Annotated in this window: 20 protein-coding genes; 13 read left to right on the top strand and 7 right to left on the bottom strand. The window is 69.7% G+C overall.

Features of this window, described 5'->3' with window-relative positions; translation table 11 throughout:
• Nucleotides 1-23: 23 nt before the first annotated feature.
• The 6 genes from RN607_RS09680 (at nucleotide 24) to RN607_RS09655 (ending at nucleotide 4,770) form a co-directional block, all read left to right on the top strand.
• On the top strand, nucleotides 24-671 hold the full coding sequence (locus RN607_RS09680; protein WP_313542288.1) for an NADPH-dependent F420 reductase: 648 nt from the start codon (nucleotides 24-26) through the stop codon (nucleotides 669-671).
• A 29-nt stretch (nucleotides 672-700) separates the two neighbouring features.
• Nucleotides 701-1,591 (top strand): patatin-like phospholipase family protein, encoded by an 891-nt coding sequence (locus tag RN607_RS09675; RefSeq protein ID WP_313542286.1) that lies wholly within the window; start codon nucleotides 701-703, stop codon nucleotides 1,589-1,591.
• 681 nt (nucleotides 1,592-2,272) lie between these two features.
• Entirely contained in the window at nucleotides 2,273-2,704 is a 432-nt protein-coding gene (locus RN607_RS09670) for a MarR family winged helix-turn-helix transcriptional regulator (protein ID WP_313542284.1), read from the top strand.
• On the top strand, nucleotides 2,701-4,158 hold the full coding sequence (locus RN607_RS09665) for an MFS transporter (protein ID WP_313542282.1): 1,458 nt from the start codon (nucleotides 2,701-2,703) through the stop codon (nucleotides 4,156-4,158). The genes RN607_RS09670 and RN607_RS09665 overlap by 4 nt, the downstream gene beginning before the upstream one ends.
• 40 nt (nucleotides 4,159-4,198) lie before the next feature.
• Nucleotides 4,199-4,405 carry a hypothetical protein gene (locus RN607_RS09660; RefSeq protein ID WP_313542280.1) on the top strand — a complete coding sequence of 69 codons (207 nt, stop codon included), beginning with the start codon at nucleotides 4,199-4,201 and terminating at the stop codon, nucleotides 4,403-4,405.
• Nucleotides 4,402-4,770: a type II toxin-antitoxin system death-on-curing family toxin gene (locus tag RN607_RS09655; RefSeq protein ID WP_313542279.1), complete on the top strand. Its 369-nt coding sequence runs from the start codon at nucleotides 4,402-4,404 to the stop codon at nucleotides 4,768-4,770. Before RN607_RS09660 ends, RN607_RS09655 begins: the two co-directional genes overlap by 4 nt.
• 29 nt (nucleotides 4,771-4,799) lie before the next feature.
• Here RN607_RS09655 and RN607_RS09650 read toward each other — a convergent pair whose 3' ends face one another.
• The gene (locus RN607_RS09650) at nucleotides 4,800-5,891 is read right to left on the bottom strand and encodes a threonine ammonia-lyase (protein WP_313542277.1); all 1,092 of its coding nucleotides are present in this window, start codon (nucleotides 5,889-5,891) and stop codon (nucleotides 4,800-4,802) included.
• Nucleotides 5,892-5,976: 85 nt separating this feature from the next.
• Here RN607_RS09650 and RN607_RS09645 point away from each other — a divergent pair, with 85 nt between their 5' ends.
• On the top strand, nucleotides 5,977-6,942 hold the full coding sequence (locus RN607_RS09645) for a LysR family transcriptional regulator (RefSeq protein WP_313542275.1): 966 nt from the start codon (nucleotides 5,977-5,979) through the stop codon (nucleotides 6,940-6,942).
• Nucleotides 6,943-7,076: 134 nt separating this feature from the next.
• Here the strand turns inward: RN607_RS09645 and RN607_RS09640 are convergent, their stop codons facing one another.
• Entirely contained in the window at nucleotides 7,077-7,442 is a 366-nt protein-coding gene (locus tag RN607_RS09640) for a hypothetical protein (protein WP_313496673.1), read from the bottom strand.
• A 128-nt stretch (nucleotides 7,443-7,570) separates the two neighbouring features.
• Between RN607_RS09640 and RN607_RS09635 the strand changes: the two genes are divergently transcribed.
• The 3 genes from RN607_RS09635 to RN607_RS09625 all read left to right on the top strand — a co-directional run bounded on the left by RN607_RS09635 (nucleotide 7,571) and on the right by RN607_RS09625 (nucleotide 9,960).
• Nucleotides 7,571-8,176 (top strand): hypothetical protein, encoded by a 606-nt coding sequence (locus RN607_RS09635; RefSeq protein ID WP_313496671.1) that lies wholly within the window; start codon nucleotides 7,571-7,573, stop codon nucleotides 8,174-8,176.
• 57 nt (nucleotides 8,177-8,233) lie between these two features.
• The gene (locus tag RN607_RS09630) at nucleotides 8,234-9,349 is read left to right on the top strand and encodes a branched-chain amino acid aminotransferase (protein WP_313496669.1); all 1,116 of its coding nucleotides are present in this window, start codon (nucleotides 8,234-8,236) and stop codon (nucleotides 9,347-9,349) included.
• Between the two features lie 65 nt (nucleotides 9,350-9,414).
• The gene (locus RN607_RS09625; protein WP_313542272.1) at nucleotides 9,415-9,960 is read left to right on the top strand and encodes a M48 family metallopeptidase; all 546 of its coding nucleotides are present in this window, start codon (nucleotides 9,415-9,417) and stop codon (nucleotides 9,958-9,960) included.
• A gap of 322 nt (nucleotides 9,961-10,282) precedes the next feature.
• Here the strand turns inward: RN607_RS09625 and RN607_RS09620 are convergent, their stop codons facing one another.
• The 3 genes from RN607_RS09620 to RN607_RS09610 form a co-directional block, all read right to left on the bottom strand.
• A complete protein-coding gene (locus RN607_RS09620) occupies nucleotides 10,283-11,545 on the bottom strand; it encodes a GNAT family N-acetyltransferase (protein ID WP_313542269.1) in 1,263 nt (420 codons plus the stop codon).
• 83 nt (nucleotides 11,546-11,628) lie between these two features.
• Nucleotides 11,629-12,888: a GNAT family N-acetyltransferase gene (locus RN607_RS09615; RefSeq protein WP_313542266.1), complete on the bottom strand. Its 1,260-nt coding sequence runs from the start codon at nucleotides 12,886-12,888 to the stop codon at nucleotides 11,629-11,631.
• 51 nt (nucleotides 12,889-12,939) lie between these two features.
• A complete protein-coding gene (locus tag RN607_RS09610) occupies nucleotides 12,940-13,416 on the bottom strand; it encodes a CoA-binding protein (RefSeq protein ID WP_313542263.1) in 477 nt (158 codons plus the stop codon).
• 214 nt (nucleotides 13,417-13,630) lie between these two features.
• Here RN607_RS09610 and RN607_RS09605 point away from each other — a divergent pair, with 214 nt between their 5' ends.
• Complete coding sequence (locus tag RN607_RS09605; protein ID WP_313496660.1) at nucleotides 13,631-14,131, top strand: Dps family protein; 501 nt, start codon at nucleotides 13,631-13,633, stop codon at nucleotides 14,129-14,131.
• A 280-nt stretch (nucleotides 14,132-14,411) separates the two neighbouring features.
• On the opposite strand, the gene epsC is transcribed toward RN607_RS09605, so the two are convergent.
• Nucleotides 14,412-15,044, bottom strand: a complete 633-nt coding sequence (gene epsC, locus RN607_RS09600) for a serine O-acetyltransferase EpsC (RefSeq protein WP_313496658.1) — start codon at nucleotides 15,042-15,044, stop codon at nucleotides 14,412-14,414.
• 40 nt (nucleotides 15,045-15,084) lie between these two features.
• Nucleotides 15,085-16,020, bottom strand: coding sequence for a cysteine synthase A (cysK, locus tag RN607_RS09595; protein WP_313496656.1), 936 nt, complete (start codon nucleotides 16,018-16,020; stop codon nucleotides 15,085-15,087).
• Nucleotides 16,021-16,398: 378 nt separating this feature from the next.
• Between cysK and RN607_RS09590 the strand changes: the two genes are divergently transcribed.
• Together RN607_RS09590 and RN607_RS09585 are read left to right on the top strand one after the other, a co-directional pair.
• Nucleotides 16,399-16,899: an SRPBCC family protein gene (locus RN607_RS09590; protein WP_313542260.1), complete on the top strand. Its 501-nt coding sequence runs from the start codon at nucleotides 16,399-16,401 to the stop codon at nucleotides 16,897-16,899.
• A gap of 96 nt (nucleotides 16,900-16,995) precedes the next feature.
• Nucleotides 16,996-17,415, top strand: a complete 420-nt coding sequence (locus tag RN607_RS09585) for a DUF1761 domain-containing protein (protein ID WP_313496653.1) — start codon at nucleotides 16,996-16,998, stop codon at nucleotides 17,413-17,415.
• The last annotated feature ends 65 nt before the right edge of the window (nucleotides 17,416-17,480 follow it).

The following is a 17,480-nucleotide window of genomic DNA, read 5'->3' as shown; positions in this document are numbered from 1 at the left end:
CCCATGACCCCGTTCCCTCGTACATGACAACTCTCGGCATCATCGGCGCAGGCAACATCGGCTTCAACGTGGCGAAGGCGGCGATCGCGGCGGACTACGACGTGGTGATCGCGAACTCGCGGGGCCCTGCCACACTCGCGGCCACGGTCGCCGAGTTGGGGGAGGGCGCCCGTCCCGCCACCGCCCAGGAGGCGGCCGAGGCATCGGACCTGATCCTCGTGGCTGTCCCGCTCGGCAAGGTCGACTCGCTGCCCGCGAAGGAGCTCGCAGGCAAGATTGTCATGGACGCGGGCAACTACTACCCGCAGCGCGACGGACGCATCGCCGAGCTCGACGCCAACCAGGCGACCACCGCCGAGCTCACGCAGCGCGCGCTCCCGCACTCGACGGTCGTCAAGGCGTTCAACCACATCAACGCCAAGGACATCCCGGCCCACGGCAAGCCGGCAGGCGACCCCGCCCGTCGTGCGCTCGGCATCGCCGGCGATGACCACGCTGCGAAGGCCGTCGTCGTGTCCTTCCTGGACGCCATCGGGTTCGATGCGGTGGACCTTGGCGCGCTCGCCGAGTCGTGGCGCATCGAGCGCGACACCCCCACCTACGGCGTGCCCGTCACGCGCAGCGAGTTGGAGCAGATCCTGCCGGGCGTGGAGCGCGTCACGCAGGGCTGAGCCGCCGCGCACGCTCCTAGACTCCACGCATGACCACACGCGCACTCGTCCTAGGCGGCGGCGGATCGCTGGGCAATGCCTGGGAGATCGGCGTCGTCGCCGGGCTGTATGCGGGTGGTGTCGACGTCCGCGCCGCGGACCTGATCGTCGGAACCTCCGCTGGCGCCACGGCTGCGGCCCAGATCACCTCGGAGGCGCCCGACGTGCTGCTCGCCCAGGCGCTCGCCGAGCAGTACCCATCGCGCCCCGCAGCCCCGCCCGCGGGAGCCGGCGGCGGGTCCGATGCGCCCCGTGTGAACTACGTCCAGCTCACCGGGGACATCATCACGAGCTCCACCGACCCCGTGGACATGCGACGGCGACTCGGCGCGGCCGCTCTGGCGGCCGACGGTGCGGCCAGCGCCGACGCGATCGCTGCACGGCTCGCACAGGTCGCCTCCCGCTTGCCGAGCCAGGAATGGCCGGCCCAGCGCGTCGTCCTCACCGCCGTCGACGCCGTCACCGGCGACGAGTTGCTCTACGACCGGGAGAGCGGCGTCAGCCTTGCCGACGCGGTGACGGCGAGCACCTCGATGGGCTTCGGCGGCCCTGCGCACGCCATCGACGGACGGCGTCTGCTCGACGGCGGATACCGTGCCAACGAGAACGCCGACCTCGCTGCGGGGCATGATCGCGTGCTCGTCCTCTCGCCGTTCGGGGGCCGCTCGCGGCATCCCGAGGAATGGGGCACCAGGCTCGCCGCACACGTCCAGAAGTTGTCCGCTGAGGGCAGCGACGTCCGCGCGATCTTCCCCGACGATGCCTCCGAGGAGGTGTTCGGCGGCAACATGATGAACCTCTCTCAGCGTCCCGCGGCGGCGCAGGCGGGATGCGACCAGGGTCGACGAATCTCGGGCGTCCTCGCGGACCTCTGGCACTGATCGGGGACTGTGCGCCCGCAGTCGCGTCGACTACTGCAAGTCGCGTAGGTGCAACGCTCCATCTAGACGATGTGCGGTGAGGGGCGTGTGCCTGAACCTGAAGGTGGGTGACCGCGAAGGCGGCGCATTGGACGAAGGGACATGCCATGCGATTCCTCAAGGTAGCCACGGTTGTCGTCGCCATCGGAGCGGCGGTTGCCGGTATCCGGGCGGTGCTTGGTCGAGCCGACCACGAGGAGGGCGCCTACTAGTCACGCCCATGCGTGAGCCGCCGGACCCCCTCACCTCCTGCCCCTCGGTCCGGCGGCTCGCGGCCGGGTCGCGGGCCATCCCGCGACCCTCATGAACTTGCGCGGGGCCCACCACTCATCGTCGACTGCATAGGTGGGCCTCGCGCATGCCATGTCCTCTCTTGTGGACTTCGGAGGGCGTGACGCGCACCCGTCCGGTGTACGTCGAACACGCCGGGGCGGATGTCCCCGGCTCGGTCATGCCAGGCGCGTAAACTCACATCTGCCTGGGATGATGAGGTCTCGCTGACTCGTCGCTGACACAGCCGCGGCGGGGAAACGCATAGCCGCCATCTCGCCACAAGCAAGGTTTCCTGTCCTTCTGCCCAGGGAAGGGCAAAGTCGACAGGACACCTTGCAAGGTTGCCTGTCGAAGTCGTACCGTGGAGACGTGACAGGCGACTCCCTCGAGACCGCCAGGCGGCTCCGCCTCGCGATCAACCGCATCCGGCGCCTGACGCGCCAGGCGGGCGAGCCCACGGGCGTCACCCGCTCCCAGGAGGTCGTCCTTCTCGTCCTCAGGAGAGAAGGCCCTCTCAGCACTGCCGAGCTTGCCGAGATCGAACGCGTCCGCCCCCAGTCGATGGGGGAGATCGTGCGCGGCCTCGTGGAGATCGGCATGGTGGTGAAGGCGCCGCACCCCACCGATGGGCGCCGCGAGCTGATCATCCTCACCCGAGTCGGCCGGGCCGTCGTGGAGCGCAGCAGCGCCGAGCGCGACGCCGAGCTCGCCGACCTCATCGCAAGCCGCCTGGACAACGACGACCGCGCGACTCTCGACAGCGCCCTCGAGGTGCTCGAGCGTCTGGCGGCCGATCGGTGACGGCCCGCACCACCTCTCTCGCCGACACGGCCGCCGTCGCTGCCCGCGACCTGGCGCGCGCCGAACGTTCCGGCTTCGGCCCCCGCTTCGCCGCCGCCGCCCTCACCGGCCCCGCGCTCAACCCGCTGAACACCACCATGATCGCGGTGGCACTCGTGCCCATCGCGGACGCCACCGGGGTCTCCGCCGCCACGGCACTCTGGCTCGTCGCCGGCCTCTACCTGGTCTCCAGCGTCGGCCAACCTACATGGGGCCGCCTCGCGGACCTCTTCGGGCCGCGCCGCGTCTACCTTCTTGGCCTCACGTCCGCAGCGATCGGCGGGCTGATCCCGCTCTTCATGCCCACCTTCCAGGGCGTTCTCATCGCGCGCATGCTGATCGGCCTCGGCACATCCGCGCAGTACCCGGCCGCCATGACCCTCATCTCCGACCAGCAGGCGCGCCTGCGCCGCGAGCCGCCGCATTCGCTCCTGGCCGGACTGTCGCTGGCCAGCCTGGTCTCGATCTCCGTCGGCCCCGTGCTCGGCGGTCTGCTGGTGCACTACTTCAGCTGGCGAGCCATCTTCCTGGTCAACGTGCCGGCCGCGATCCTCATCGCCGCGCTCGCCCTGCGCTTCCTTCCGCCCGACCGCTCGCGCCCCGCCGGCATCGGCCGCTCCGACCTGCCGATCCACGCGGCGCTCGACATCCCCGGCATCGTCCTGTTCGCGGGGACGACAGTGTCCTCCCTGGTCTTCCTCCTGGACATCGACGCGGGCGTGTGGTGGCTCCTGCCGGTCGCCCTCGCCTTCGCGACCGCGCTGACCCTCTGGGAGCGGCGCGCGCGGCGCCCGTTCCTCGACGTTCGGATGCTGGTCCGCAACGGCGCCCTCACCCGCACCTACCTGCGGTTCTTCCTCAGCTACATCGCGATCTTCGCCGTCACCTACACCGTCTCGCCGTGGTTGCAGGAGGTGCGCGGGTACGACGCCGACGTGGTCGGGTGGATGCTGCTGCCCGCCGCGCTGCTCGCCATGGGAGCCAACAGGATGGTCGCTCGGATGCCCAAGCCGCGCCTCGCGCTCAGCGTCGCAGCCGCCGTGCAGATCGCGGGCGGAGTGCTCATGTGGCTGTTGCACTCGGAGACGCCGCTATGGCTCGTGCTCGCCATCATCGCGATGTTCGGGGTTCCGCAGGGCCTCGTCGCCGTGTCCAACCAGGCGGCGCTGTACCGCCAGGCGCCCGTCGGTCAGGTGGGCATCGCGTCGGGCCTGTCCCGGACCTTCCTGCAGATCGGCGCCATGACCGCGTCGGCTCTGATCGCGTTGACCGTCGGCGACGCGCCGACCGACGCAGGCCTGCACCGCATCGGCGCCGTCATCGTGATCGCATCGTGCCTGGTGCTGGCCCTGGTGCTGTGGGATCGGTCGCTCTCCAACGCCGCGGACACGAGGGACGTCGACTTCGCAGATTGAACGCTTCCGAGCGGTGGTATCACGGAGGTATCATGTTCGCATGGCTATGACACTGCGCACCGATCCGACCCAGGATGCCGCGATCGAGCGTCTCGCGGAGCGCTGGCACGTTTCGAAGACGGAGGCGATTCTGCGGGCTGTGTTGGAGGCCGACTCGCAGCGGCGGCTCGAAGACGACGCTATGGAGGCCTACGCGCGAGTGAGCGTGCGCTACCGTGACGCGCTCGACCGTCTCGGTTCGGTGTGACCCGCTATCTGCCGGTCGAGGTGATCTTGCGGATCATCGACGCTGAACGCATCGGTCCGGTGCGTGACCTTGGTCTGCTGCAATCGGCCCTCGACCGGCCAGCGACGACGGTTCTCGGAGAAGACGCCTATGCGGACCTCGGGACCAAGGCGGCGGCTCTATTGCACTCGCTCTGCCTCAACCACGCGCTTGTCGATGGAAACAAGCGGATCGCGGCGCTGTGCGCGGTCGTGTTTCTGGAGATCAATGGGGTGACGTCGGGCCTCGACAATGACGGCTTATTCGAGCTCACGATGAGCGTGGCGGACGGTTCACTGCGCGACGTGGACCAGATCGCCGCGCGCCTGGCCGTCAGCGATCAGTGACGGACAGGCGGTGCCGTGACCCGAAGGGGTCAGCCTGCGGTGCGCATGAGCATGGCGAACTCGTCGTCGCTCGCGTTGCCGCCGGTGCAGGCGAACGCGGCCACCGAGGTGTCGCCGCGATCGCGGTCGGCCAAGGCTCCTGCCAGGCCTGACGCGCCCGCGCCCTCGCAGAGGGTGTGGGCGGCACCAGCCATCAGCGCGATAGCGTCGCGCATCTGCTGCTCGCTGAGCAGCAGGAAGTCGTTCAGGCCGCCGCGCAGCACCGACTGCGGCGCGTGGAAGCCGGACCCGGTCGCGAGACCTGCCGCGAACGTGTCGATGGGGCGGCTCACGATCTCGCCGGTGGCCCACGAGTCGTAGGCCGCCCGGGCGCCTGCGGCCTGCACCCCGACCACGCGAACGTGCGGGGCGATCGCGTCGCGCACCAGCACCGCTCCCGCCGCGCCCGAGCCGGATCCGATCGGCACATACAACGTCTCGATCTCCGGGTGGGCGGTGAGAAGCTCCAGGTAAACCGTCGCGTGGCCGTGAATGATCGCCGGCTCCTCGCCAGGGTTCACGAAGTACAGCCCCTCGCGCTCCGCCAGCGCGGCCGCGGCCTCGGCCGCCTCGGCCATGTTCGCTCCCGCAAGGACGGCTCGCGCGCCCAGCGCCCGCACTGCACTGACCTTCACGGGGGCCGTCGACTCAGCCATGACGATCGTCGCCGCGACGCCGTGCTTGGCGGCGGCGTAGGCGAGCGACTGGGCGTGGTTCCCCGTCGACACGGTCACCAGGCCACGCTCCCGTGCCTCGGCGGGCAGCGTCGCCAGCAGGTTGAGCCCGCCGCGCACCTTGAAGGCGCCCGTGGGCTGCACGTTCTCGTGCTTCACGACGACGCGCCGCCCCACGGCCTCATCCAGCAGCGGATACGACCACGACGGGGTGGGCGGAAGGGCGGGGGCGAGCACGTCGGCCGCCGCGAGCACGCCCTCGAAGGAGAGGCCGTGCGCAGCGGCGGCCGAGGTGCCGCGCTGGGCCGCCACGCCGGGGCGGTCGGCCTGCGCTGCCTGGCTCCCGGCCAGGGGAGAGGCGCTGCCGGCGGCGACCGCGTCGGTGGTGGGGCGAACTGTCACTGTCATGCCCCTCAGCGTGGCGCGCCGTGATCCATACGTCCAATGAAGGTTTTCTCGCTGTTCGATCGACAGCGTCTATATGATGAGGTGCATGCTCGATCTGACCCGCCTTCAGGCCCTCGTCGCGTTCGCCCGCACAGGATCCGTGAGCGCCGCCGCCGACGATCTGCACTACTCGCAGCCCACCGTGTCCCACCACCTCAAGCGGCTCGAGGCCGAGACATGCGCGGTCCTGTTCCGGCGCGTCGGCCGCAACCTGGTGCTCACCGAGGAGGGCCGACGCCTGGCCGAGCGAGGCGAGGAGATCCTCGGCCTCGTGTCCCGCGCAGGCAACGAGCTCGCCTCCGCGGTGTCGCTCCAGACCGGTCACGTGCGCCTGGCGATCTTCCCGTCGGGCATCGCCACCCTCGCACCGCGCATCGTCACGCTGATGCGCGAACGCCACCCGGGGCTGGCGCTCGAGGTGCGCGAGGCCGAGCCGCCCGAGGCTGAGGGTCTGCTGCTCGCTGACGAGGTGGATCTGGCCATCACCTTCACCTACCCGCGCGAGCAGCCGTCCGACGCGATCACCGCCGAGGTGCTCGGCGAGGACCCGTTGTACCTGGTCACGCCCCCGGTGCGGCCCGACTGCCTGGCCGGGCACTCGGCCTCCGCACGCCGCCCGTCGCGTGAACCGCTCGGGTCCCGCATCGCCATCGGTCGCCTGGCCGACTTCGCCGACGACGACTGGATGGCGGGGTGCGAACGCTGCCGCGGCTACCTGGTCGCCACCTGCGAGGATGCCGGCTTCGAGCCGCACGTCCAGTTTGCCTCCGACGACTTCGTGGCCATCCAGGCGCTCATCGCGGTGGGCCACGGCGTCTCGATGCTGCCGGGGCTCGCGCTCGCCGCCCACCGTCATCCGGATGTGGTGCTCACGCCGATCGAGGGTGCCGTCCGCACGCTGCGGCTGCTGTCCCTGGGCCGCCCGCCCCTGCCGCCCGCGCTCGAGGCGACGAGCGCCGTGGTTCGTGAGGTGGTCGACGAGGTGGTGCCGAAGGCCGTCGCCGCCGACTGACGCCCCGCGCCCCCGCGCCCCCGTCACCGCCCCGGCCGCCCGCGCCCCCGCGCACTTCCGTCACCGTCGGTTCGGGTAGAACAGTGTCGGTTCTGAGACGTCGGCGCATCTGACGGGTGAGTGAGTGCCTCTCGCTAGTCGTCCAGGCGCCCCACAGCACGCAGGAAGAACCCTGGCGCGGGCGGCGTCGGGTGGTATGCGCCCGTGGGAGCGTCGATCTTCTCGTAGATCCGCTGCGTCGCGATCGGATTCGGCGCCTTGGTGCCGCCCGCGGTGAGCGCGTAGGACACGGACAGGACCCCTCGGCAGGGACGACGCGCAGCCACCTTCTCATCGAGCCAGGCCACCGCGTCGGTCACGTCGTCACCGATCAGGTCCCATGCCTCCATGGCGCTCACGAGCCCGGCGCCCGTCCACAGCTCAGCGCGATAGCGGACCGGCCCCAGCGGTTCCTCTATCGCATTGCGCTCGTCCACGAGCTGTGCGTCGATGAGTGCCATCACATCTCCCTCACCTCGGCAGTTTCGCATGGAGCGCCCGCGCGGGCGCGGGGAGAGGAGCAACTCTGAGCGGACCGTCAGGGACCCCCCGGTTGCTGGTGTCCCACCTACGAGGAAGGATGGCCCGCATGAAGGATCTAGGGGGACTCGACCAGGCCGCGCGGCTCGCGCTCGCGGACACGCTCATCACGCGCCTGGACGGCGCTCCGTTCGGCACCGTGCCCAAGCGCGAGCTGGACGTCGCGATCTTCACCGGCCTGATCGCCGCAGGGTACGTCTCCGACACGGACCCGGTGTTCGTGACGGCGAAGCGCCTGGAGATCACTCCCGGCCGCGTGAAGTCGCTGCTGTACAGCTACCGCATGTCGCAGGACTCCGGGCCGGGGTTCGAGCGCATGCTTGCCGCCGTGCGCATCGTCTCCGTGGAGCGCGGCGGCGACGCCGTGCTCAACGTCGAGGACGCGTACTGGCGCGACGCGCTCATCGCCAGGCTCAAGGAGGTGGGCGTCTTCACCGACGGCGCGCACAACTCCGAACGGGTCGTCCTCGAAGCCGACCAGTTCCTCGCCGCCTTCGATGACGCCTTCGGCACCGATGGGACCGACGCCAAGGCCCGCATCGACGAGCTGCTGGCCGAGGACGATCGCGACGGCCAGGTGGCGTTCGTGCGCGGAATCGCGCTCAAGGCGCTCGGCGAGATGGCGCTCGCCGCGGTCAAGGCGCTCATCGCCTGACGAGCGGCGGAGGTGCCCGTGCGCGCGGAGTAGGGTGCCGAGCATGGAGTGCTGCCGATGACCTTCCCCGCGATCCCGACCGGCCGGACCCTCTCCGGCGATGCCTTCCCTCTCACGCCGAACCCGCATCCCGCGACCGACACGGAGCGCGCCGCGCTGATGACCGACCCCGTGTTCGGCAAGGTCTTCACCGACCACATGGCGCGCGCCACCTGGAGCGGCGGCAGCTGGGGAGACCGCGGCGTCGTCCCGCTCGAACCGATCCCGATGCACCCGGGCGCCGCGGTGCTCCACTACTCCCAGCAGGTCTTCGAAGGCCTCAAGGCATACCGTCACGCCGACGGCAGCATCCACCTGTTCCGGCCCACCATGAACGCGGAGCGGATGATCGACTCCGCGTATCGCCTGGCCATGCCGCCGCTGCCGGTGGACGACTTCTTGGCCGCCTGCGCCGCCCTGGTGCAGGCCGACCAGAGGTGGGTGCCCGAAGCCGACGGCGCCGCGCTCTACCTGCGCCCCTACCTCATGGCCACCGAGACCAGCCTCCTGGTCCAGCCGTCCGACACGTACGACCTGGTGGTCACCGCGTCGCCCGTCGGCGCCTACATGGGTGGTGGCGGGGGAGTGTCGATCTGGGTGTCGCGCGGCTACCACCGGGCGAATGACGGCGGCACAGGCGAGGCGAAGACCGGCGGCAACTACGCCGCCAGCATGCTGCCGCAGCAGCAGGCCAAGGAGAACGGTTGTGGCCAGGTGCTGTTCCTCGACGCCAAGGAGGACCGCTATGTCGAGGAGTTGGGCGGCATGAACCTCATGGTCGTCCTGGGCGACGGATCCGTGGCCACGCCGCGGCTGAGCGGCACGATCCTGCCTGGTATCACCCGCGACTCGGTCATGACATTGCTCGCTGATGCGGGCCGTCCCGTGCGCGAGCGCGACATCGAGATCGATGAGATCCGCGAGGGCGTCGCCTCGGGCGCGATCGTGGAGCTGTTCGCGGTCGGCACCGCCGCCGTCGTCACCCCCATCGGCGAGCTGAGGTCCGACGACTTCGCGCTCACCGTGGGCGATGGGAAGGCGGGACCGGTCGGCTCGTGGGTCAAGAAGGAGCTCACGGACATCCAGTACGGCCGCACGGCCGACGACCACGGCTGGCTGATCCGCGTCGTCTAGGCCCGTCCGTGTCGCCTGAGCGGGTGAGCGGCCTTGTCGGGGTGCGGTCGTAGTCTGTTCCCACCATGCCGACAGACCTTCCCGCCTACACCCTGGTGCGCAAGCCGGTGCGCCACGTCCGGATCGCCGTCCGCCCGCCCGATGGCGAGGTTCGGGTGTCCGCCCCGAGGCATGTGCCGAAGTCTGAGATCGACCGCTTCGTCGCCTCCCGCGCGCGGTGGATCGCGCAGCATCAGGAGCGGATCGCCGCGCTGCCGACGCCGCTCACGGCAGGACCTGAGGCGGAGCGGCTCCGAGCCGAGCTCCGTCTGCGCGTCGAGCCCTTGCTCGCGTACTGGACGGACCGCATGGGCCTGATGCCCGTGCCGCCCTACCTGATCCGGCGCATGACCACGCGGTGGGGCACCTGCAACGTGCAGACCAGGCGCATCACCTTCGCGCTCGAGCTGGCCCGGCGGGACGACGAGCAGCTGGAGTACATCGTGGTCCATGAGCTCGCGCACCTCATCGAGCGCGGGCACGACGCGCGGTTCTACGCGGTCATGGACGCGTACCTTCCGCAATGGCGGCGGATCCGTAAGGAGCTCAACGGGCTGCCGCCCTCGGTATGACCGGGCGCGTTCCACAGCTCGCACGCGTGGTGCCTGACCCGGGACCTTTCCGCGCTATGGTCGCTCCAGACGTGGGGCAGGCGGAGCCTGTTCGGTGATGAACCGCGGCGACCGTGAGGTGATCCCTCGGCGGTGGCCGGAACCTGCGGCGTGAGTGTTGGATCCTCCCGCGCCGCATGCCGGATCTCCCGTTCGGCTTCGCCGTCCCTCGTCGCCATCCTTCCGAGACGCGCGCGCTCCTGTCCACCACCAGGGTCGCGGGCGCTCGTCAGGGATGTGCCGGGTGCGGCAGGTCCTCTCCGCCGGAGCCGGGCCTTCCCCTTCAGAAGTCCCAGTTGGCCAGAGGTGCCACCGGCGACATCATCGCCACTGCAAGCTCCCGGGCCTGCCCCGCCGTGTGCTCACGGACCAGCCCCGCCGCAGCGAGCGATTCGATGCTCGTGCCTCCCAGGTACGCGGTCGAGAGGTGGCGGATGTCCATCGTAAGATCCGGCGCGGCATCTTCTGCGCGGGTGACAGTCGCGTCGCCGTTCCGCACGACGATGCGCCACGCGCCGGCGTTGTCCGGGACGTGCTTGTCCGTCAGCCCGATCGTGACGTCGCAATCGTGGAAGTACTCGCGGCTCTGGAGCGCCATCGGCACATCGAGCAACCTGACCCACAGGTTGTCCACCACCTTGGAGCGTGCACCCCGCGCGTCCTTCAGCTGATGCAGCAGAGGGTCGTCCGTCGCCAGGTTCTCCGTGTAGGTGGTCTCCACCAGGTCGAAGTCGGTGAGCGTCTGCCACAGCCGCTGGGACGCAGCCGGGGTGAGCGCGCCGAACTCTCGCACCTGGCAGACACCGTCATGGATGCCCACGCTCGACTGCGCGCGGCGGCGGAAGAACGCGTACGCGACGGGTTCGCCGCGATCCTCGACGATCGCCAGGCGCCACTTCTCCATGCCCTTGCGGTTGCCCACCGGATCGGTGAACCGGGCGTTGCGGCCGGACCCGACCGGGTTGATGATCGTGCCGGGGCGGGTGAGCCTGGCCTGCAGGCGTGAGACGAGCTCGTCGTGGGCCTCGAAGCTCGCGCGCTCCAAGCGCACGGTCAGCTGGTCCGCGCCGTCCACCGTCCACATCGCCGCGCCGCGCGGGACCTCGGCCTTCACGGTCTGCGAGCCCATGCCGTAACCGAAGCGAGAGTAGATCGCTGCCTCCATCGCGTACAGCGCGCTCACCGCCTCGCCCCGCTCGCGACAGCGCTGGAAGTGGTCGTGCATCATGGCCGTCATGAGGCCCCTGCGCCGGTGTGCGGGGTGGACCGCCAGCCACGACAGCCCCGCCGTGGGTACGCGTCGTCCACCCGGCGTCGTCATCTCGGTGCCGAAGCTGGCGTGGACAGCCGCGATCTCCCCGACGTCGCCTCGAGCGGGATCGACCACCTCGACGCCGCGGGCGCGCTCCACGGGCAGCGCGTCGACATAGTCCTGCCGGTCCTCAAGGAGCCATTCGCCTACGAACGCCCACTGAACCACCTGGAAGAACTCGTCGAGGCGGTCCTCGAAGACGGAGATGGGCTGGTATCCGGCTGACTTCTTCATCCGTCCAGGCAAGCACGGATCCGGTCGCAGGGGAAATGCAGGGGAGTAGGCCACAGTGGGGAATAGGCCCTGTGAGCCGCGTCTCAGAACATCAGGTTGCAGCTGGGGTGCTGGTCGGAACGGAAGGCACGGGACGCGCGCCTCACCGCACCTGGCGTGCACTCCTCGACACGGGCAACCGCGTGCAGAGCGGTGAGCGAGGTGCCGCCGAGCAGTGCCGTGGAGAGTGTCGAGACGTCCATCCGGATGTCACAGGATGCATCGGTGCGCTCTATCCGAGCCGGATTGTCAGCAGATGCAGTCAGTCTCCACGCGCCGTCGTTCGTGGGAAGAAGTGCATCGGTGATCCCTATCACCAGATCGATGTCGGTCGCGTAGGTCCGGCCCGTGAGCGCGGCCTCCACGTCGAGCACCCGAAGCCACATGCCGTCGCGCTCCTTCAGGCCCACCCCGCGCACGTCGTCCAGCAGCCCGAGCAGGGTCTCGTCACCGCCGACCACCACGTGGCAGGACGCCATCAGGTCCATGTCTGCGACGGCCTCGAACAGGCGTCGGGTCGCGCGTGCGTCCACCGCGCCCCACGCGTGCACGTCGACTCGACCGGCGGCGCCTGTCTCGCCCCACTGCATGGTGCGGCGGAACACGGCGAACGCCGCCGGTCCGTCGGAGTCCTCGACGATCGCGATGCGGGTCTGCTCCGCGTCGCGGTAGCTGCCCAGGGGATCCGAGAAGACCTCATGCACCATCGTGTCGCCCAGTTCGACCGGAGAGCCAGGGCGCGTCAGCCTGCGCTGCACTGCGCGCACCGCGTCGCCGTGCACGGCGACGTCGGCCGACTCGAGCCTCACCGCCAGCGCCTCCGAACCGGGGACCTCACGCAGTCGCGGTGCCCTGCCCAGATCGATCTTGCGATGCGGCGTGGCCGCGCCGTAACCGAAGCGCCCATAGATCGCGGTCTCTGCGGCGTAGAGCACGCTCACGGCCTGGCCGCGTGCACGGGCACGCGCGAAGTGGTCCCGCATCATCGTGGACAGCACTCCCCGGCGGCGATGCGAGGGATGCACGCTGACCCACGTGAGGCCCGCCGCCGGCAGGGTGCCGCCACCGGGGACGCGCAGCTCCATCGCGTGCGTTGACCGCACGCCCGCCAGCATCCCCACGCGCCCGCGTGACGAGTCGGCGACCTCCACACCGCGAGCCCGCTCCCAAGGGAACATGGCGCGGATCTCCTCCCGGCCCGAGTCGTCGAGGCGCTGGGCGAATCCCCACGTGAAGGCGGAGAGCATCTCATCGGCGCGAGTCTCATCGAACGAGACCAGGCGATATCCGGCAGGAGCGGTCATGCCGCCATCCTCGCAAAGGGGACGGCCACGTCGCGGGAGCGACGCGACGAGTCAGGCGGTCGCCGCTGCGATCCTGTCGGCCAGGCGGGCGTACTCGACCTTCAGGCACCGGTTCTGCACGACCGTCGCGCCGGCCGCAGCGGCCTTGTGGGCCGCTTCGGGATGGCGCACCCCCAGCTGCATCCAGACCACAGGCGCGCCCACCGCGATCGCCTCGTCCACCACAGGCGGCACGTGCTCCGAACGGCGGAAGACGTCGACGATGTCGACGTCGACCGGCACCTCGTCCAGCGACGAGTAGAACGCATGGCCGCGGATCTCCGTGTCGCCCGCGGCGGGATTCACCAGGTAGATCTCATAGTCCGTGTGGTCCATGAGCCAAAGCGCGATGCGGTGGCTCGTGCGCTCAGGGTTCGGCGACGCTCCCACCACGGCGACGGTGCGTGCGCGTGCGAGGACGTCGACGAGCGTGTCGTCGTCGGGCGCGTCGGACCCCAGGGGGAGGGGACAGGCGGACTCAATGGTCATGCGAGACGAAACCCTTTCGGGGCGTGGAACATTCCGGACCTGCTCATGACATCACGTGTCCGTGCTCCGAGGTGGGGACCTCGGTCGCGGCAGGCGTGTCGCAGCGGGCCGCTCCCGCCCCGAACGGGCGCAGCCGAAGGAATGTTCGCGCGTCCCACCCGGTTGCCACAAGAGGCGGGGAACCGCCCCGCACACGCACGAAGGAGGTAGGAGCATGGCGTCGACCACGCCTGTCAAGACCACCGAGAACAGCCCGAGCATCGGCCTCAGGGCCGAGGATCTGCGCGCCATCAACCAGGGCCTGACGCAGGTGCTTTCGGATACCTTCACGCTGTTCGTCAAGACGCAGGGCTACCACTGGAACGTCACCGGCCCGCACTTCCGGACCCTGCACCTCATGTTCGAGGAGCAGTACGAGGAGTTGCGCGCGGCCGCGGACGAGATCGCGGAGCGCATGCGTGCGCTCGGGTCGGGAGCACCCGGCTCGTTCGCCGAGTTCCTGGATCACGCGACCATCAAGGACAACGAGCCGAAGACCGACGCGATGGACATGGTGGTCGCGCTTCTCGCGGACCACGAGACCATCGCGCGCCTGGTGCGGCCCCTTGTCGACGTGGCGGAGGAGGCAGGCGACGGCGCGACCGCCGATCTGCTGAACGCCCGGCTGGCCGCCCATGAGAAGGCCGCCTGGATGCTGCGCACCTTCGCCGCCTGACGACACGCCCGCAGCGGTGCACCGTGCGAACGGCGGTACGGGCGGGCATCGAGGGAAAAGCAACGGGCCCCCGCCGAAGCGGGGGCCCGTTCTCCTTAGCGCGGCTGAGGGGTTCGCGCCAGGTCTGTCGTCGTCATTCCCGCGGTTCGCGACCGGCATGGGAAACAGTCCCCCTGTCGATGCGCTCTCGCGTGAAAGCGACTGCGATCAGCATAGACCGAATCTGTCACGGCGTGCAGAGAGCTGTGAGTTGATCCACATCTCCTGCACGAGGTTCACGTCAGATGTAGTACATCGCCGGTTCGAGCGGCTCGTCGTCCAGGTGGACATGGGATTCGCCCTGGTCGACGCACGACGCGGCCGTGTGCGCCTCCGTCGGCTTGGGGTGCTCGCGCACCTTCGCCGGGATGCCCACGGCCGTGGCGCCGTTCGGCACGTCCTTCACGACCACGGCGTTCGCCCCGATCCGTGAGTCCGAGCCGATGTAGACCGGGCCGAGGATGCGGGCGCCGGCTCCGATCACCACGCGGTCGCCGACGGTGGGGTGCCGCTTGCCGTGGCTCATGGACGTGCCGCCCAGGTTGATGTTGTTGAACATCAGCACGTCGTCGCCGACCACGGCCGTCTCACCGATCACGACGCCCATCCCGTGATCGATGAAGACGCGGCGTCCCAGCTGGGCGCCCGGGTGGATCTCGATCCCGGTGCGCCTGCGAGCGAACTGAGAGAGCAGACGGGCCGCCGACCGGTGGCCTGCGGTCCACCAACGGTGCGCCACACGGTGATACCAGACGGCGTGAACGCCCTGGTAGGACACCCAGATGACGAACGAAGAGGGCGCGGCGGGGTCGCGGTCCTTGGCGGAGCGGACATCCTCCGCCATGAGGGCGAGGCCTCGGGGCCTGTCCGTCATCTGGGTGCTCCTTCCGGGGTGAGGATCAGTGGGCGCAGGGTCAGTCCATCAGGTCCGCGTAGAGGACCGTGGACAGGTAGCGCTCACCGAACGAGGGGATGATCGCGACGATCGTCTTGCCTGCGTTCTCCGGCCGCTTGCCCACCTCGATGGCGGCGTGCAGGGCGGCACCGGAGGAGATGCCGACGAGCAGGCCCTCCTGTCGGGCTGCGGCGCGCGACGTCGCGATCGCCGTCTCGGCGTCCACGTCGAAGACCTCGTCATAGATCTCGGTGTTCAGGATCGGCGGGATGAAGTTGGGGCCGATGCCCTGGATCTTGTGGGGGCCGGCCTGACCGCCGTTGAGGATGGGGGACTCGGCAGGCTCCACGGCGATGATCTGGACCGACGGCTTGCGGGCCTTCAGGACCTCGCCCACGCCGGTGATCGTGCCGCCGGTGCCGATGCCGGCGACGATGATGTCCACCTCGCCGTCGGTGTCGTTCCAGATCTCCTCCGCGGTGGTCCTGCGGTGGATCTCCGGGTTCGCCTCGTTCGCGAACTGCTTGGCAAGGATCGAGCCGGGGCGCTCCGCGATCACCTTGTCGGCCGCGTCGAGCGCGCCCTGCATGCCCTCCGAGCCGGGGGTCAGGATCAGCTCGGCGCCGAACGCGCGAAGCAGCGCGCGGCGCTCCTTCGACATCGTCTCCGGCATCGTGATCACCACGTTGTAGCCGCGGGCCGCACCGACCATGGCGAGCGCGATTCCCGTGTTGCCGGACGTCGCCTCCACGATGGTGCCGCCGGGCTTCAGCTCGCCCGACGCCTCAGCGGCGTCGACGATCGCGACGCCCAGACGGTCCTTGACGGAGTTGGCAGGGTTGTAGAACTCGAGCTTGCCGAGCACGGTGGCGCCGACGCCCTCCGTGAGCTTGTTGATCCGCACGAGCGGGGTGTTGCCGATGAGCTTCGTCGCGTCGTCGTAGATGCGTGCCATGAGCAGTGGGTTTCCTTACCTGAGTGGGTTTCCGGGGTGGGTAACGCGAACGCGTCGTGATGGCATTCCTCAGCATGGCAGGGATGCCGGGGGCGAGCACTGGCAGGCGGTGCGCACCCGGGTCAGGGGTGCGGGTCGGTCGCCAGCGCTCTACAGACAGCAGCAGGCGGTGCGCATGCAGGGCATGCAGAAGACGCGGGTGGCGAGGGCAGGAGCGTGCATCGTGGTGATGCGGCTCGCGTTGCTCATCTCGCCTCCTTCCTGTGCGCTGGAGCCAGGTTAGCGCTGTCCACGAGCGCGGGGCAAGCAATCGCAGGTGCGGGACCAGGACCGACGCCCCGTAGGCTGGGCTGGTCCGTCAGCGAAGAAGGAGTGCCCGTGGCCGCCGTTCCGTACATCGAGACCCACGCCGCCGAGGGCTTCGTGCGCGCGAGCGCGCTGGAGCTGTGGAACCTGCTGACCGACCCGAAGGGGCTCGCCGACTCGCGGGACGACATCCAGGAGATCGAGCTGCTCGAGGACGACCTGGGGATCGGCGACGTCGGCGGTCGCACCCGGACCATGCTGAAGGTGGGTCGCACGGACCTGATGCTGACCGAGGAGACGGTCGAGGCCGATCGGCCGCGTCGCCTCGTTCGCCGCGCGTTGAACCCGCGCGTGACCTCCACCTCGACGTGGGAGCTCGAGGACGCTCCCGGCGGTACGAAGGTGACCGTCACGTCGGTCCTCGAGACGCAGCTGGGCATGATCCAGCGGTGGGCCGTCCAGCGCGGGCAGCTGCAGCGGGGACGCGAGGCGATCGACGCGGTGCGTGACCAGTGCGAGCAGTTCAGCGTGTACTTCGACAAGCGCCGCGAGACGCTCAGCTTCGACATCTGACCCGGCATCACGGCGCTTCGCGTGCGTCGGAGTCCGCTCAGCGCCATAATCTCCCCAGGGCTGCGCCCGGAACGCAGCCCAGGGAGGGAATGAGCCATGGAGTGGCTGTCTTTCGCAGGGGTGAGCTGGCTGGGCGTCGTCGTCGCCTTCGTCGTCTCTTTCGTCTTCGGGTGGCTCTGGTACTCGCCTCTTCTCTTCTTCCCGGTATGGAGCCGCCTGGGCAGGCTCGACGAGGACAAGCTGAAGAACGCCAACATGGGCGCCGTGTTCGGCCAGATGATCGTGGGCAACGTGATCGGCGTGATCGGGCTGGCGTTCCTGATGGCGGCGATCGGCGCCTCGGGCGTGCTGTCAGGACTGGTGCTCGGCCTCATCGTCGGGCTCGCGTTCCGTGCCGGCGCGCACATGGTGCACAACGGCTTCGCGCAGCGGGCGGGAGGGATCACCCTGATCGACTCCGCCCACGACACGATCGCGCTGATGATCGCAGGCCTGGTGCTCGGCCTGTTCATGTGACGATCGCACGGCACCGCGACCATGCGGGTCGTGCGGAAATGTTCATCGCTCGCCGACTGTTGACG

Source organism: Demequina capsici (assembly GCF_032102965.1).
Classification (GTDB): Bacteria; Actinomycetota; Actinomycetes; order Actinomycetales; family Demequinaceae; genus Demequina; species Demequina capsici.
The sequence above is the reverse complement of the archived record's forward strand: the minus strand, read 5'-3'. Positions and strand labels throughout refer to the sequence as shown.